General features: G+C 64.2%; 13 protein-coding genes. 7 read left to right on the top strand and 6 right to left on the bottom strand.

Translation table 11 applies throughout. The annotated features are described in order from the left end of the window. Positions 1-95 precede the first annotated feature (95 nt). Positions 96-575 (top strand): Lrp/AsnC family transcriptional regulator, encoded by a 480-nt coding sequence (locus AC0L27_RS20825; RefSeq protein WP_354210680.1) that lies wholly within the window; start codon positions 96-98, stop codon positions 573-575. A gap of 74 nt (positions 576-649) precedes the next feature. Further along, positions 650-961 carry a DUF1272 domain-containing protein gene (locus AC0L27_RS20820; protein WP_354210681.1) on the top strand — a complete coding sequence of 104 codons (312 nt, stop codon included), beginning with the start codon at positions 650-652 and terminating at the stop codon, positions 959-961. A 117-nt stretch (positions 962-1,078) separates the two neighbouring features. Here AC0L27_RS20820 and fahA read toward each other — a convergent pair whose 3' ends face one another. From fahA to AC0L27_RS20795, 5 genes are all read right to left on the bottom strand, one after another. Beyond that, a complete protein-coding gene (fahA, locus tag AC0L27_RS20815) occupies positions 1,079-2,353 on the bottom strand; it encodes a fumarylacetoacetase (protein ID WP_473320182.1) in 1,275 nt (424 codons plus the stop codon). Between the two features lie 177 nt (positions 2,354-2,530). Beyond that, a complete protein-coding gene (hmgA, locus tag AC0L27_RS20810) occupies positions 2,531-3,877 on the bottom strand; it encodes a homogentisate 1,2-dioxygenase (protein ID WP_275172670.1) in 1,347 nt (448 codons plus the stop codon). Between the two features lie 2 nt (positions 3,878-3,879). Then, the gene (locus AC0L27_RS20805) at positions 3,880-4,836 is read right to left on the bottom strand and encodes an MBL fold metallo-hydrolase (RefSeq protein WP_275172669.1); all 957 of its coding nucleotides are present in this window, start codon (positions 4,834-4,836) and stop codon (positions 3,880-3,882) included. A gap of 19 nt (positions 4,837-4,855) precedes the next feature. Further along, the gene (locus AC0L27_RS20800) at positions 4,856-5,080 is read right to left on the bottom strand and encodes a DUF2783 domain-containing protein (protein ID WP_275172668.1); all 225 of its coding nucleotides are present in this window, start codon (positions 5,078-5,080) and stop codon (positions 4,856-4,858) included. Positions 5,081-5,088: 8 nt separating this feature from the next. Then, complete coding sequence (locus AC0L27_RS20795; RefSeq protein ID WP_354210683.1) at positions 5,089-6,717, bottom strand: FAD-dependent oxidoreductase; 1,629 nt, start codon at positions 6,715-6,717, stop codon at positions 5,089-5,091. 109 nt (positions 6,718-6,826) lie between these two features. Here AC0L27_RS20795 and AC0L27_RS20790 point away from each other — a divergent pair, with 109 nt between their 5' ends. Then, a complete protein-coding gene (locus AC0L27_RS20790) occupies positions 6,827-7,369 on the top strand; it encodes a MarR family winged helix-turn-helix transcriptional regulator (protein WP_354210684.1) in 543 nt (180 codons plus the stop codon). Here the strand turns inward: AC0L27_RS20790 and AC0L27_RS20785 are convergent, their stop codons facing one another. Next, positions 7,370-8,176 (bottom strand): N-acyl homoserine lactonase family protein, encoded by an 807-nt coding sequence (locus AC0L27_RS20785; protein ID WP_354210715.1) that lies wholly within the window; start codon positions 8,174-8,176, stop codon positions 7,370-7,372. A gap of 372 nt (positions 8,177-8,548) precedes the next feature. On the opposite strand from AC0L27_RS20785, the gene AC0L27_RS20780 reads away from it, so the two are divergent. The 4 genes from AC0L27_RS20780 to AC0L27_RS20765 all read left to right on the top strand — a co-directional run bounded on the left by AC0L27_RS20780 (position 8,549) and on the right by AC0L27_RS20765 (position 15,117). Next, entirely contained in the window at positions 8,549-10,063 is a 1,515-nt protein-coding gene (locus tag AC0L27_RS20780; protein WP_354210685.1) for a caspase family protein, read from the top strand. Positions 10,064-10,208: 145 nt separating this feature from the next. Further along, positions 10,209-10,880, top strand: a complete 672-nt coding sequence (locus AC0L27_RS20775; protein ID WP_473320177.1) for an OmpA family protein — start codon at positions 10,209-10,211, stop codon at positions 10,878-10,880. A 158-nt stretch (positions 10,881-11,038) separates the two neighbouring features. After that, a complete protein-coding gene (locus tag AC0L27_RS20770) occupies positions 11,039-11,968 on the top strand; it encodes an efflux RND transporter periplasmic adaptor subunit (protein WP_354210686.1) in 930 nt (309 codons plus the stop codon). After that, complete coding sequence (locus tag AC0L27_RS20765; protein ID WP_354210687.1) at positions 11,968-15,117, top strand: efflux RND transporter permease subunit; 3,150 nt, start codon at positions 11,968-11,970, stop codon at positions 15,115-15,117. The genes AC0L27_RS20770 and AC0L27_RS20765 overlap by 1 nt, the downstream gene beginning before the upstream one ends. Positions 15,118-15,128 lie beyond the last annotated feature (11 nt).

Below are 15,128 nucleotides of genomic sequence, written 5' to 3'. Positions count from 1 at the left end.
TGAATTATCCTTCACGATGCCTGCAATGAACGTGCAAATGGGACGTCTTTTGGCTAAGTTGTGCACGATCTGTGCATCAAATGGATAAACTGCGCATGACTTTGGTGGATGCCTTCGACCTCAAGATCCTGGGCGCGCTCCAGGACGACGGCCGCCTCACCAACCAGGAACTGGCCGACCTCGCAGGCCTCTCGGCCTCGCAATGCTCGCGCCGGCGGATGCGGCTGGAGGAGGAGAAGGTCATATCAGGCTACCACGCCGATCTCTCCAGCGAGGCCCTGGGCTTCGGCGTGGTCGCCTTCATCCAGGTGACGCTGGCGACCCACTCGCCGGACAACTCGAAACGCTTCCGAACGCTGGTCAATCGCATCGACGAGATCCAGGAGGCCTATTCGCTCACGGGCGACGCCGACTATGTGCTGAAAGCCGTGCTGCGCGACCTGAAGGGTCTCTCCAATCTCGTCAACGACGTGCTGATGCCGCACCAGAGCGTGGCGCATGTGCGCTCTTCGATCGTGCTCGACAGGCTCAAGGAAAGCACGCGTCTGCCACTGAAGGAAATCAAACTCGGCTGAAATCGAGGGAAATCCGGCATTCGCGCTGCGCGTGCGATCTGCGATGATCCCCGCCAATCTGCGGAGACTGAGCCATGGCCCTCCAGCTTCGACCGAACTGCGAATATTGCGACCGCGACCTGCCGCCGAACGCAATCGATGCGCGGATCTGCTCCTATGAATGCACGTTCTGTGCGGACTGCGTGGAGACGAAACTCTCCAATGTTTGCCCGAACTGCGGCGGCGGTTTTGCGCCGCGCCCGATACGGCCAACGCAGGAATGGCGACCGGGCGTGTGCACCACCAACCAGGCGCCGTCGGACAAGCGGGTGCATTTGAAGTACAGCATGGAGGACGTCGCGGCGCATTGCGCGCGGGTCAAGGACGTACCGCCTGAAATGCGCTGACTTCGTAGGGTGGGCAAAGCGAAGCGTGCCCACCACGCTACCGCGATCGCGGAGTGGAATGGTGGGCACGGCGCTGATGCGCCTTTGCCCACCCTACAAGACGGAGTGTGGGGCGCCCTACTCCGCCGGCAAAATCGTCCCTTCGACCTCACCAAAACCGACGCGATAGCCCTCGCCCTGACACCAGCCGCGCATGACGAGGCTGTCGCCGTCTTCCAGGAACGTGCGCTTCACGCCGCCGGGCAATTCGACCGGCTCGGTGCCGTTCCAGCTGATCTCCAACAGGCTGCCGCGCTGGTTCTTCTCCGGGCCGGAAATGGTGCCGCTGCCGAGGAGGTCGCCGACATTCATGGCGCAGCCGGAGGAGGCGTGGTGCATCAGCTGCTGCACCGAGGACCAGTACAGGTATTTGAAATTGGTGCGGCTGATGCCGGCCGGCGCGTTGGCTCCGGCGGCACGCAAGGAGACGTCGAGCTCGAGATCGTAGTTCTGCGGCTTACCCTGCTTGAGGTAATCGAGCGGCACCGGCTCCTGCTCCGGCCCCTTCAGGCGAAACGGCTCCAGCGCCGCGCGCGCCACCACCCACGGGCTGATCGAAGTCGCGAACGCCTTGGCGAGGAACGGGCCAAGCGGCACATACTCCCATTGCTGGATATCGCGCGCGCTCCAATCATTGAGCAGCACGAAGCCGAAGATCATCTCCTCGGCCTGTTGCTCAGTGAGCATGCCGCCCATCGGCGAGGGCTGCCCGACCACGACACCCATCTCCAGCTCGAAATCGAGCCGCTTGCACGGTCCGAAGCTCGGCACCTCCACATTCGGCGGCTTGAGCTGCCCGCGCGGACGCTTCACCTTGGTGCCGGAGACCACGACGGTCGAGGCACGGCCGTTATATGCGATCGGCATGTGCAGCCAGTTCGGCTGCAGCGCATTGTCCTTGCCACGGAACATCACGCCGACATTTGTGGCGTGCTCCTTAGAGGAATAGAAATCGGTGTAGCCGGAGACCGCGAATGGCAGATGCAGTTTCGCATCGCGCATCGGCACCAGCGCCTGCTCGCGCAGCTCCTCGTTATCGCGCAGCTCGGGATGATCGGCACGCAGCAGCTCGCTGATCCGCGCCCGCGTCTTCGCCCAGACCTTTGGCCCCAGCGCCATGAAAGCATTGAGCGACGACGTCGAGAACACGCCGAGCGGCCCGACATCGAGCCGCGAGTCCTGCTCGAGCTCCCAGAGATCGAGCACATAATTGCCGATCGCCACGCCGACCCGCGGAGTCGGATTGGCCGCGGTCGAGAACACGCCGTAAGGCAGGTTCTGGATCGGGAAGTCGGAGGCGGGATCGACGTCGATGAAAGAGCGGAGGCTGGGGTCGTTGGGGTGCGTTGTCACTTTTCGACGGTCCTTTTTCCTTCTCCCCTTGTGGGAGAAGGTGGCGCGAAGCGCCGGATGAGGGGTTGTATCGACAATTGATACTGCAAGAGGCTCATGTGGGGAGAGAGAACCCCTCACCCGTCTCGCCGCTTCGCGGCGAGCCACCCTCTCCCACAAGGGGAGAGGGGCAGAACGCTACGGCTTGCTCGGGTCGAACCGCTTTTCCAGGCCCTTCCAGCAATCCGCGTAGTCGTCCTGCAACGTCGCGGAATTCGCGGCGTGCGCGGTGACGCGCTGCGCGTAGCGGGTCTCGAACATGAAGGCCATGGTGCCGGTCAGCTTGACCGGCTTCAGCTCGCCGTTGCTGGCATGCTCGAAGGCATCTCGATCGGGGCCGTGCGGCAGCATGCAATTGTGCAGGCTCATGCCGCCCGGCACGAAGCCTTGCGGCTTGGCGTCGTAGACGCCGTAGATCAGGCCCATGAACTCGCTCATGATGTTCAGGTGATACCACGGCGGGCGGAAGGTATTGTCGGCGACCATCCAACGCTCTGGGAAGATCACGAAATCGATATTCGCCGTGCCCGGGGTCTCCGACGGCGAGGTCAGCACGGTGAAGATCGAGGGATCGGGATGATCGAAGCCGATCGCACCGACCGGCGAGAAGCTCCGCAGATCATATTTGTACGGCGCATAATTGCCGTGCCAGGCGACGACGTCGATAGGCGAGTGGGACAACTGCGTCTTGAACAACGATCCACCCCATTTCACGAACAACTCGGTCGGCGTGTCCTTGTCCTCGTAGTGCGCGACCGGCGTCAGGAAGTCGCGGGCATTGGCGAGGCAATTGGCGCCGATCGGCCCGCGCTCCGGGAGCGTGAAGGCGCCGCCGTAGTTTTCGCAGAGATAGCCGCGCGCCGGTCCGCTCGGAATCTCCACCCGGAACTTGACGCCACGCGGGATCACCACGATCTCGCCGGGCTCGGCGTCGATGCGACCGAACTCGGTGACGATACGAAGATTGCCCTGCTGCAGCACGAACATCAGCTCGCCGTCGGCATTGTAGAAGTGCTGGTCCACCATCGATTTGGTGATGAGATAGACATGGGCGGCCATGCCGGCCTGGGTGTTGACGTCGCCGGCGGTGGTCATGGTCTGCACGCCCTGAAGGAAGGTCATGTCCTCCTTCGGGATCGGCGCCGGATCCCAGCGCAATTGTGCGATCGGCAGATCGTTTTCATGGCACGGTGCCGACCGCCACAAGCCGCCGTCGGCCTTCTCGAAACGACCCGAATGTTTCACCGACGGGCGAATGCGATAGAGCCATGAGCGCTCATTGCTGCCGCGCGGCGCGGTGAAGGGCGAGCCGGAAAGCTGCTCGGCATAGAGGCCGTAGGCACAGCGCTGCGGCGAGTTGCGCCCGATCGGCAGCGCGCCGGGGAGCGCTTCGGTCTCAAAGCTGTTGCCGAAGCCCGACATGTAGCCCGGCGTGACCTGGGCAGAGCTGCGAATGATCTGATCGGGCGAGGTATTGATGTTCATTTCTATCCTCCTCCTTGCAGGGCGGCCCACATCTCCTGGTCGCGCTTGTCGGTCCAGATCACGGGGTCGTCGATCCCCGACGCCTCGTCATAGGCGCGCGACACGTTGAACGGCAGACAGTGCTCGTAGATGGCGAAGCTCGAAAATTTCGGATCCATCACCTCGCGCGTCGCGGCCATCGATTCCTTCAGCGTGCGGCCCTTGGCGACCGAGATTTCGGCGGCGCCGTAGAGCGAGGTGACGAAGTCGCGGGTCATCGCGATGGCTTCGCGCACCGTGGCGACACCCTTCAACGCATCGCCGCGGCCCGGCGCAATCGCCTTAGGATTGAAGTTGCGGATTTCGTTCAGCGTCAGCGGCCATTCGCGCAAGTGCGCATCGCCGCAATAGCAGGCCGAGTGGTATTCGATCAGGTCACCGGAGAACATCACTTCGGCATCAGGCACCCAGGCGACGATGTCGCCGGAGGTGTGGCCGGCGCCGAGCTGCATCAGGCGCACCTCGCGCTTGCCGAGATAGATCGACATTTCGCCTTCGAAAGTCAGCGTCGGCCAGGTCAGGCCGGGAATGCTCGATGCGTCCTGAAACAGGCGCGGGAAGCGGCCATATTCGGAATCCCAATCCTGCTGGCCACGCTCCTCGATCAGGCGATAGGTCTCCTGAGAGGCGACGATGCCCTGCGCCTTGTAGGCGGAGGCACCGAGCACGCGCACGGCGTGATAATGCGACAGCACGACATATTTGATCGGCTTATCCGTGACGGTACGGACGCGCTCGATCACCTTGTTGGCCATCGCCGGCGTCGATTGCGCGTCGAACACGAGGCAACCGTCGTCGCCGACAATGATCGCGGTGTTCGGATCACCCTCCGCGGTGAAGGCGTAGAGATCGGTGCCGATCTCGGAGAAGGTGATCTTCTTCTCGGAGAGGTCGCCGGTGGATGCGAAATTCTTCGCCATCAGTTCGTTCCTTTGGACATTATTGCTGTTGTTGCTGTTGCTGCTGGCCGTCGATCATGCGCCGCCTGGCGAGGAGGATCGCCTCCCGCAGCACGTCGATATCGCCGATATGGTTGGCGAGGATCAGCACCAGCGCCGCGTCGAAATCGGCGCTCTGCTCGTCGGTGAAGCCACGATGCGCCTCCATGATGGCGCGAAAGGCGTCGTCGGGTCGCGCGAAGTTGGAGCTGGTCGAGAGCGGCATGCGAATCCTCAATTCAATCCTTGGGCCCGCGACAGCGCTGCCGCGACGCCGGCACGCGTCGGCTGGCGAAAGCGCGCCGCGACATAGCCGTCCGGCCTTAGCAGGTAGGCTGAGCCTGGTTCCGCATCATATCGCTTTGCGGTGAGCCCCGCCGGATCTGCGAGCCCGTCCTCACCGCCGATGCAGATGTCCTTCACACCAACGGGCGCATCGATCGCCGCGCCATTGCTGAACGACAGCAACGTGAAATCCGTTCCGCCCTGCCGGAACGCATCCGTCAAATAGCTTTGCTCGCCCGCGCGCATCGCAACGGGGGCATCGAGCATCGAACAACCCGGGAGCGGGCCAGCGCGCCACGCATCCGCATCGGGCGATGACAGCGGCGAGTCATAGCTGCACGGCACCGAGAGCCGCCCGCCATTGACCATGCGCTTGCCGAACTCCGTTTCCTTCGCCAGCGACAGCACCGCCTTCCGCAGCCGCGCTTCCTGATGCGAGTTCGGCGCCATGAAATCGGTCGAGCGGGTGGATTCGCGGATGTTCTCGTCGGCCGCCCCACTGCGCTCGACATGATAGCTCTCGAGCAGGCTCGCGGGTGAGGCGCCGCGCAGCACGCGGTCGAGCTTCCAGGAGAGGTTCTCGGCGTCCTCGAGTCCCGAATTGGCGCCGCGCGCGCCGAAGGGCGAGACCTGGTGCGCGGAATCGCCTGCAAAGATCACGCGGCCATGGACGAAGCGGTCCATCCGCCGGCACTGGAATTTGTAGAGCGAGATCCACTCGAACTCGAACTCGTCGTGGCCGAGCATGCGCGCAATCCGCGGCCGCACGTTCTCGGGCTTCTTCTCGACGACGGGATCTGCATAGCGATTGAGCTGGAGGTCGATGCGCCAGACGTCGTCGGGCTGTCGGTGCAACAACGCCGAACGTCCCGCATGAAACGGCGGATCGAACCAGAACCAGCGTTCGGTCGGGAATTCCGCGGTCATCTTGACGTCGGCGATCAGGAACTGGTCCTCGAACACCTGTCCCGCGAAATCGGCGCCCACCATCTGCCGCAGCGACGAGCGCGCGCCGTCGCAGGCGACGACATATTGCGCGTGCAGGCGATAGGCGCCCTCCGGCGTCTCGATCGTCAGCGCGACGGAATCGTTGCGGCTCTCCAGCGCCGTCACCTTGTTGCGCCAACGCAGGTTGATCTCGGGCAGCTCGCTGATGCGGTCGACCAGATAGGCTTCGGCGTAGTATTGCTGGAGATTGATGAAGGCCGGCCGCTTGTGACCGTCGTCCGGCAGCAGATTGAACTGGTAGAGCTGCTGCTCGCCGTGGAAGATGCGGCCGACGCTCCAGACCACGCCCTTGTCGACTATGCGGTCGCCGACGCCGAGCCTGTCCCAATATTCCAGCGAGCGTTTCGAGAAGCAGATCGCGCGGGAGCCCTCTCCGATGCGGTCGGCGTCATCCAGAAGGACGACGCGCTGGCCGCGCTGGGCAAGGTCGATCGCAAGCGATAGCCCGACCGGGCCCGCGCCGACGACCACCACGGGATGCTCGGCCGCGCTCTGGCCGGGACGATCCTGATCGGGGTGGCGGCGATAGCCGAACTGGGTTTTGGCCTGATGCGTATTGGCCTTCGCCATGCGCTAACCTCGGCTCTGGTCAGGAGAGGCCTGATCTGCTAATAGTCTCACGTGCAACTATTTTGGACCGGAGCCGGCCGGCCGTCAACTGGAATTCGGAGCGCTCTCCTTGGCGAGGACATCCAGCGACATCGCGCTGAAGACACGCGAGGCCGATGAGGCCTCAGCGCGGCCAAAAACACGGCTCGACCTATTCAGGTTCGTGCCGTTCCGCCTCAACCGGCTCGCAGCGGAGGTCAGCGCCGCGCTTTCGGTCGAATATCAGGAACGTCACGGCCTCGACATCCCGGCCTGGCGCGTGATCGCGACGCTCGGCTTCCGCAACGATGCCTGCAGCGCGCAGTACGTCGCGCAATGCACCCGCACGCACAAATCCACGATCAGCCGCGCGGTGACCATGCTGCTGCAACAGGGTTTGATTGAGCGCGTCGAGAACGAAGCCGACCGCCGCGAATTCCGCCTGCGACTGACAAGGAAAGGCCGCACGCTCTACGAGGAGCTGTTTCCGCAATTGCTGCGACGGGAAGACGAGATCCTCGCCTGCCTCTCCGCGCAGGAGCGCAAACAGCTATCGACGCTGCTCGGCAAGATCGAACAGAGCCTCGATTTGATCCAGACCAGCGAGGAGGCCGACGCCAAGCAGGCGTATTGATCACTTCGCAAACGATCGCGACGGCGGCAAATGCAGGGCCCAGACATCGCTCTCGTCGCTGGCACGCGGATAGATCTCCGTCACGATCGGATCGTGGCCGGGAATGAACCGGTCAGGATGGCCGGCGAGACGTTCGATCGTCTCCCAGCCGACCGCCATGTCGCCGACATTGTAGACGATCGGAAACGGACTCCTCCGCTGGAGATTGGCGTAATAATGCGCGGCGTCGGACGCCAGCACCACGGGCCCGCGCGCCGTCTCGACCCTCACCACCTGCAGGCCGTCCGAATGGCCGCCGACGCGGTGCACGGTGACGCCGGGCGCGATCTCGCCGTCCCCGGAATAGAAAGTGACGCGCTCGCCATAGACATGGCGGACCATCTGGGTGACGTGCTCGACCGAGAACGGATGTCGCAGCAGTCCGTTGCACATGCAGCGCCCCGTCGCGTAGGCCATCTCGCGCTCCTGGAGATGGAAGCGCGCGTTCGCGAAGCGGTCGAGATTGCCGGCATGGTCGTAGTGCAGATGCGTCACGATGATGTCGCGAATGCTCGCTGCCGCCACACCAAAGCGCTCCAGCGCGTCGACCGGATTGAGCGTCAGCTTGCGCGCGCGCAAGCCCGCCTCCTCGGCATTGAAGCCGGTATCGACCAGGATGTCGCGGCCGTTGCCGCGGATCAGCCAGACGAAATAGTCGAGGTCCTGCGCCGCGCTGTCATGCGGGTCGGGCGCTAGGAAGTTCATATTGGGGGTGCGCGGCGACATCGTCGCATAGCGCAGGGCGTAGATTTCGTAGGCGTTTCCCATGGTTTTGATCTTGCTCTTTTGTGGATGCACCTTCAGTGCGATCGACCGCACCAAGCCATCGTCCACCGCAAAGGTCAAACACCGGAGGTTGCGGAGAAGGCCCGTCCGCAATGTGAGACCAATCACATCCTTGTCGCCATGGCTGCCCTAACGTGCAGACGCAATGACAACCAGAATGCATCGCGTGCAATCGTGACCGCCCGTTTATTCCCCCCGCCACATGCCCATGCGTCGCGGTCAATTGTCGCGATAGCGCCGAATCTGCAAGCGGTTGACGCCCCCCTTCCCCGGTTTGATAATGCACATTGCGTAAGTTAAGGTCGCCGCGGCGCAAGCTGGAAACGGCGCCTTTTTGGCTGGATCGCGCTAATTATGAAAATTCGCCTGCTTTTCGTTCTGTCCTTGCTCGTGTCGCTCATCCCGACCGCTCCGTCGATTGCGGCCGGCGATCGCTTTGCGCTTGTGATCGGCAACGCCAAATATCCGGACGCCGACGCTCCCCTGAAGGAACCGCTCAACGACGCGCGCGACGTCGCCGACGAGCTCAAGCGCGACGGCTTTTCCGTGGAAACCGGTGAAAACCTGACCGGCGACGGCATGCGCCGCGCCTTCGATAAGCTCTACGGCAAGATCAAGCCGGGGTCGGTGGCACTGGTGTTCTTTAGCGGCTTCGGCATCCAGTCCGCGCGGCAGAGCTATTTGCTGCCGATCGATGCGCAGATCTGGACCGAATCCGACGTGCGCCGCGACGGCATCAGCCTCGAAACCGTGCTCGGCGAGCTCAACACCCGCGGCGCCGGCGTCAAAATCGCGCTGGTCGATGCCTCCAGGCGCAACCCGTTCGAGCGCCGGTTCCGCAGCTTCTCAGCCGGCCTCACCCCCGTCATCGCGCCGAACGGCACGCTGGTGATGTATTCGGCGGCGCTGGCCTCGGTGGTCTCGGACGCCGGCGGCGAGCACAGCCTGTTCGTCCAGGAACTCCTCAAGGAAATCCGCGTCCCCGACCTGATGGCCGAGGAGACGCTGAACCGCACCAAGATGGGCGTCACCCGCGCCTCCCGGGGCGAGCAGGTGCCGTGGATCTCCTCTTCACTGGCCGAGGATTTCTCGTTCATTCCAGGGGCCGGTGGGTCGCGCCCGACAACGACCCCGCCACCCCCGCCTCCCGCTCCGCCGCCGGTCGTCGCCAACAACCCGCCGCCGGCTCCGCCCGCGCCACCGCCACCTGTGCTGCCGAAACCAGCCGACGCAGTGGCAGCACCGGCTCCGTCACCGAAGCCGCAGGTCGAGGCTGCCTTGCCGCCGGTACCGCCGCCGCCACCGCCTGTGAAACCGGCCGATCCCGTCACCGCTCCGAGCATGGAGAGCGGGCCGAGTGCGGCCGTCCTGGCCGAGGACCCCACCATCAAGGGGCTGACCGCCAAAATCGCGGCCAATCCGGACGACGTGAACGCGCTTTACCGGCGCGGCCAAGTCTATGCCAGCAAGGGCGCCTACAGCCTGGCCATCAAGGATTTTGACGAGACGCTCCGGATCAACCCAAAGGACGTCGAGGCTCTGAACAATCGCTGCTGGACCCGCACGGTGGTCGGTGACCTCCAGGGCGCGCTGAAGGATTGCAACGAGGCCCTGCGGCTACGGCCGAACTTCGTCGACGCGCTGGACAGCCGGGGACTCGTCAATCTGAAATCGGGGGCGGTCAAGAACGCCATCGCCGATTTCGAGGCAGCCCTGAGGATCAATCCGCGCCTGACCTCCTCGCTGTTCGGACGCGGGATCGCCAAGCAGCGCAACGGCTCGGCCCAAGAGGGTGCGCTCGACATCGCCAATGCCAAGGCGATGGACCCGAACATTGTTCAGGAATTCGCAAGCTACGGAGTGCGTTGATATTTTTTTGAATTGGGGCCGATGTGCCTCGAACCCGCGACGGCCCGGCGAAGACTAATCGAACGGATGCCGCAGGCCGTCCTTTCGGGGGGCTTATTGCAGGGATTTGGAACTACGCGAGCTGGCTGCGCAGGAGGGACTGGCTATGAGATTGGCTGCAAAGGGACTTACCGCAATCCTGTCCATCATCACCGTCGGCGCCGCGCTGTCGCTGACGATCCCACTGGCATTCGCGGGCGACGACGGCAACAGCAAGAACGTCACCGAGGACGAGATCGTCCGCGCGCTGGCGCCGCCGCCGAAGAAGCCGCTGACCCGCGGCCTTTCGATCGCTCCGCAGGCCGATCCCGCACCGAGTGCGGCTGAGTCCAAGCTGATCCAGTCCGTGCGCGGCCGCTCGACACGCTCCCTTTCGTCGGTCGAGCGTGAAGAAATCGCGTCGGCCGCCAAGGGCAAGCCAAACATCGATCTGGAAATCACGTTCGACTACAACTCAGCCAATATCAGCGCTAAATCGCTTGCCTCGGTCCAGGCGCTCGGCCGCGCGCTGACGAGCCCCGACCTGAAAGGCTCGACCTTCGTGGTCGCCGGCCACACTGACGCCGCCGGCGGCGAGAGCTATAACCAGGATCTGTCGGAGCGCCGCGCGGATTCGATCAAGCGCTACCTCGTCGACAAATACAGCATCTCCGCGACCGACCTCGTCACCGTCGGCTACGGCAAGAGCAAGCTGAAGGACCCGGCCCAGCCGATGGCGGAGGTCAATCGTCGCGTGCAGGTCGTCAATATGGAAAACAAGACCACCGCATCGAAGTGAGCACGACGTAATCCTTTGAAGTGACAAGTCGTGATGTGGTGTAAAGTCTCGCTTCCAGCGCGCGTCCCGCAACCTTGCGGGACGCTGCTTTATTTCAGGGAAACGCTCTCCATGGGCCGCGCGCGGATGGCCGTGAGCCTGGCCAGGACGATCCGGCGATGAACCTCTCTCAATATCTCAAGCCAGCCGGAACGGTGGTATTCGTCGTCGCGCTCGGCGTCGGCTATTATCTGTTCGAGCACCGGCACCGCGCCGAGCCCAAGGAAACGCCGGGCGAAGCGCTGGTCATCGTGACCAAGTCGACCAATGCCTGCTTCTCCGACCTGGTCCGGGTAACCGGCTTCTTCGTGCCGCGCCGCGAAGCCGTGGTCGTCGCCGACCAGGAGGGATCCAGGGTTACCGACCTCTTCGTCACCGAGGGCACCCTCGTCACCGACAATCAGGAGCTGGCGCGGCTGACCGCACCGCCCCAGATCCCCGGCCAGCCGCAGCGGCCCGGTCCACAAGGTCCGGTGTCGCTGAAAGCCTCTGCGCCGGGTCTCGTCACCGAGGTCCGCACCATCGTCGGCGCGCCGGCCTCGCCGCAGGCCGGCCCGATGTTCCGTATTGCCGTCAACAACGAGATCGAGCTGGACGCGCAGGTCCCGGCGGTGCACATGGCCAAGCTCAGCTCCGGCGCGACCGTGCGCATCAGCCGCGACGACGCGCCCGATCTGATCGGGCGGGTCAGGCTGGTCGCGCCCGAAATCGATCGCGCCACCCAGCTCGGCCGCGTGCGCATCAGCGTCACCAACAATCCCTCGCTGAAAGTCGGCGTGTTCGCCCGCGCCTCCATCGATGCCAAGCGAAGCTGCGGCGTCGCGGTTCCCAAGACCGCGATCGACCATCTCACCGTGCAGGTCGTCAAGGGCAACATTGTCGAGACGCGCAAGGTACGGGTCGGGCTGTCGTCGGACAGCGCGACGGAAATTCTGGAAGGCCTCAACGTCGGCGAAATCGTCGTGGCCGACGCCGGCTCTTCGCTGCATGACGGCGACCAGATCAAGACCATGTTCGCTGATGAACTCGATCGCACGCGGGTACGCTGATGGCTCTCAATATCTCGGCATGGTCGATCCGCAATCCGCTGCCGTCGGTGGTTTTTTCCATTATCCTCCTGATCCTCGGCTGGGTATCCTTCACCAAGCTCGCGGTGACGCGGCTACCCTCGGCCGACATTCCCGTGATCTCGGTCGCGGTATCGCAGTTCGGTGCGGCGCCCGCCGAGCTCGAATCCCAGGTCACCAAGACGGTTGAAGACGCCGTCTCCGGTGTCGAAGGTGTCAGGCACATCACCTCGCAGATCACCGACGGCTTGTCGGTGACGACGATCCAGTTCGCGCTGGAAACCAACACCGACCGCGCGCTCAACGACGTCAAGGACGCGGTGACGCGCGTGCGCTCCAACCTGCCGCAGAACGTCACCGAGCCGCTGATCCAGCGCGTCGACGTCATCGGCCTGCCGATCGTCACCTACGCCGCGATCTCGCCCGGCAAGACGCCGGAGCAGCTCTCCTATTTCGTTGACGACGTGGTCAAGCGCGCGCTGCAGGGCGTACGTGGCGTCGCCCAGGTCGAGCGCATCGGCGGTGTCGAGCGCGAGATCCTGGTCTCGCTCGATCCCGACCGCCTGCAGTCGATGGGGCTGACGGCCGTCAACGTCAGCCAGAGCCTGCGCGGCACCAATGTCGACGTCGCCGGCGGCCGCGCCGAGATCGGCAAGAACGACCAGGCGATCCGCACCCTCGCCGGCGCCAAGACGCTGAGCGACCTCGCCGGCACCATGATTCCGCTGTTCGGCGGCGGCGAGGTCCGGCTCGACGATCTCGGCACAGTGACCGACACCATCGCAGACCGCCGCACCTTCGCCCGCTTCAACGGCGAGCCGATCGTCGCGCTTGGCATCAAGCGCTCCAAGGGTGCCAGCGACGTGAAAGTCGCCGAGGCCGTGCAGAAGCGCATCGACACGCTCAAGGCGACCTACCCCGACGTCGATCTGAAGGTGATCGACACCTCGGTCGAATATACCAACGGCAATTACCACGCGGCGATCTCGACCCTGTTCGAAGGCGCCATCCTTGCCGTCGTCATCGTGCTGCTGTTCCTGCGTGACTTGCGCGCCACCATCATCGCCGCGATCTCGCTGCCGTTGTCGATCTTCCCGGCGTTCTGGGCGATGGACCTGCTCGGCTTCTCGCTCAACCTCGTCAGCTTCCTCGCCATCACGCTGTCGACGGGTATTCTGGTCGACGACGCCATCGTCGAGATCGAGAATATCGTCAGGCACATGAACATGGGCAAATCGCCCTATCGTGCCGCCCTCGAAGCCGCCGACGAGATCGGCCTCGCGGTGATCGCGATCTCGCTGACGATCATCGCGATCTTCGCACCCGCGAGCTTCATGTCGGGTATCGCCGGACAGTTCTTCAAGCAGTTCGGCATCACCGTCTCGGTGCAGGTGTTCTTCTCGCTGCTCGCGGCGCGCTTCGTCACGCCGGTGCTCGCCGCCTACTTCCTCAAACATAGCAATCACCAGGAGCCGCCGCCCGGCCGCGTGCTGCGGTCCTATCACAGGCTCGTGGCCTGGTCGGTGAAGCACTATTTCATTACGGTGCTGGTCGGCTTCGGCGTCTTCGCCGCCTCGATCTGGAGCATCACGCTGCTGCCGCAGGGCTTCCTGCCGGCGCAGGACAGCTCGCGCTCGCTGGTTGCCCTCGAGCTGCCGCCAGGCACCCAGCTCGCCTACACTGAAAAAGTCACCGAAGACATCGTCGCGCGCCTGCGCAAGCGGCCCGAGGTGAAGAGCATCTTCGTCGACGGCGGCCGCGTTCCACCGGGGACCCAGGAAGTCCGGCGCGCCGCTTTGATCATCAACTACACGCCCAAGGACAGTCGCGACATCACCCAGCGCGAGCTCGAATTCTCGATCAGCCAGGAGCTGGAGAACATTCCAGACATCCGCTTCTGGTTCCTCGACGAGAACGGCCTGCGCGCCATCTCGCTGGTCGTGACCGGCGCAGACGCCAACATCGTCAACAACGTCGCCAGCGAGCTCGCGACGCAGATGAAGCGGATTCCCACCATCTCCAACGTGATCTCGGAAACCACGCTGGAGCGGCCCGAGCTGCGCGTCGAACCGCGCGCCGATCTCGCCGCACGACTCGGCGTCTCGACCGAAAGCCTGTCGCAGACCATCCGTGTCGCCACCATCGGCGACGTCGGCCCCGCGCTCGCCAAGTTCGACGTCGGTGACCGTCTGGTGCCGATCCGCGTGCAGCTCGAGGATGCCGCGCGCGGCAATCTGAAGACGCTCGAACAGTTGCGCGTGCCGCTCGGCGAGCACGGCGAGAAGGGCGGCGTGCCGCTCTCCGTCATCGCCGACGTCAAACTCGACCAGGGTCCGACCAGCATCAACCGCTACGATCGCGAGCGACAGGCGACCGTCGCGGCCGATCTCGTCGGCTCCGCAGCGCTCGGCGACGCCACCAAGAAGATCTACGACCTTCCGGTCATGAAGAGCCGGCCGAAGGGCGTGAAGGTCTCCCCCTCCGGCGACGCCGAAAGCCTGAACGAACTGTCCGAAGGCTTTGCCACCGCGATCACGGCGGGCCTGATGATGGTCTACGCCGTGCTGGTGCTGCTGTTCGGCACCTTCCTGCAGCCGATCACCATTCTGTTCTCGCTGCCGCTCTCGATCGGCGGCGCGATCGCGGCCCTGCTGATCACCGGCAAGCAGCTCACGACACCGGTGTGGATCGGCATCCTGATGCTGATGGGCATCGTCACCAAGAACGCGATCATGCTGGTGGAATTCGCCATCGAGTCCATTCACGCCGGCACACCGCGCGAGGAAGCCATGATCGACGCGGGCATGAAACGCGCACGCCCGATCGTGATGACCACGATCGCGATGGCCGCGGGCATGATGCCAAGCGCGCTCGCGGTCGGCGCGGGCGGCGAGTTCCGCTCGCCGATGGCGCTCGCGGTGATCGGCGGCTTGATCTTCTCGACCATCCTGTCGCTGGTGTTCGTGCCCGCGATGTTCATGGTGATGGACGATCTCGGCGCCCTGATCTGGCGCTTCGGCAAGCGGCTGGTCGTGCACAGCGAAGATGCGGAGGACGCCGGTCGTCATGAAGCGGCGCCGGTGGGAGCGATGCCGGGGCCGAAGAACATGGTGCACCCTGCGGCGGAGTAGATTCCGAGCCC

This window comes from Bradyrhizobium sp. Ken51 (assembly GCF_055807435.1).
The sequence above is the reverse complement of the archived record's forward strand: the minus strand, read 5'-3'. Positions and strand labels throughout refer to the sequence as shown.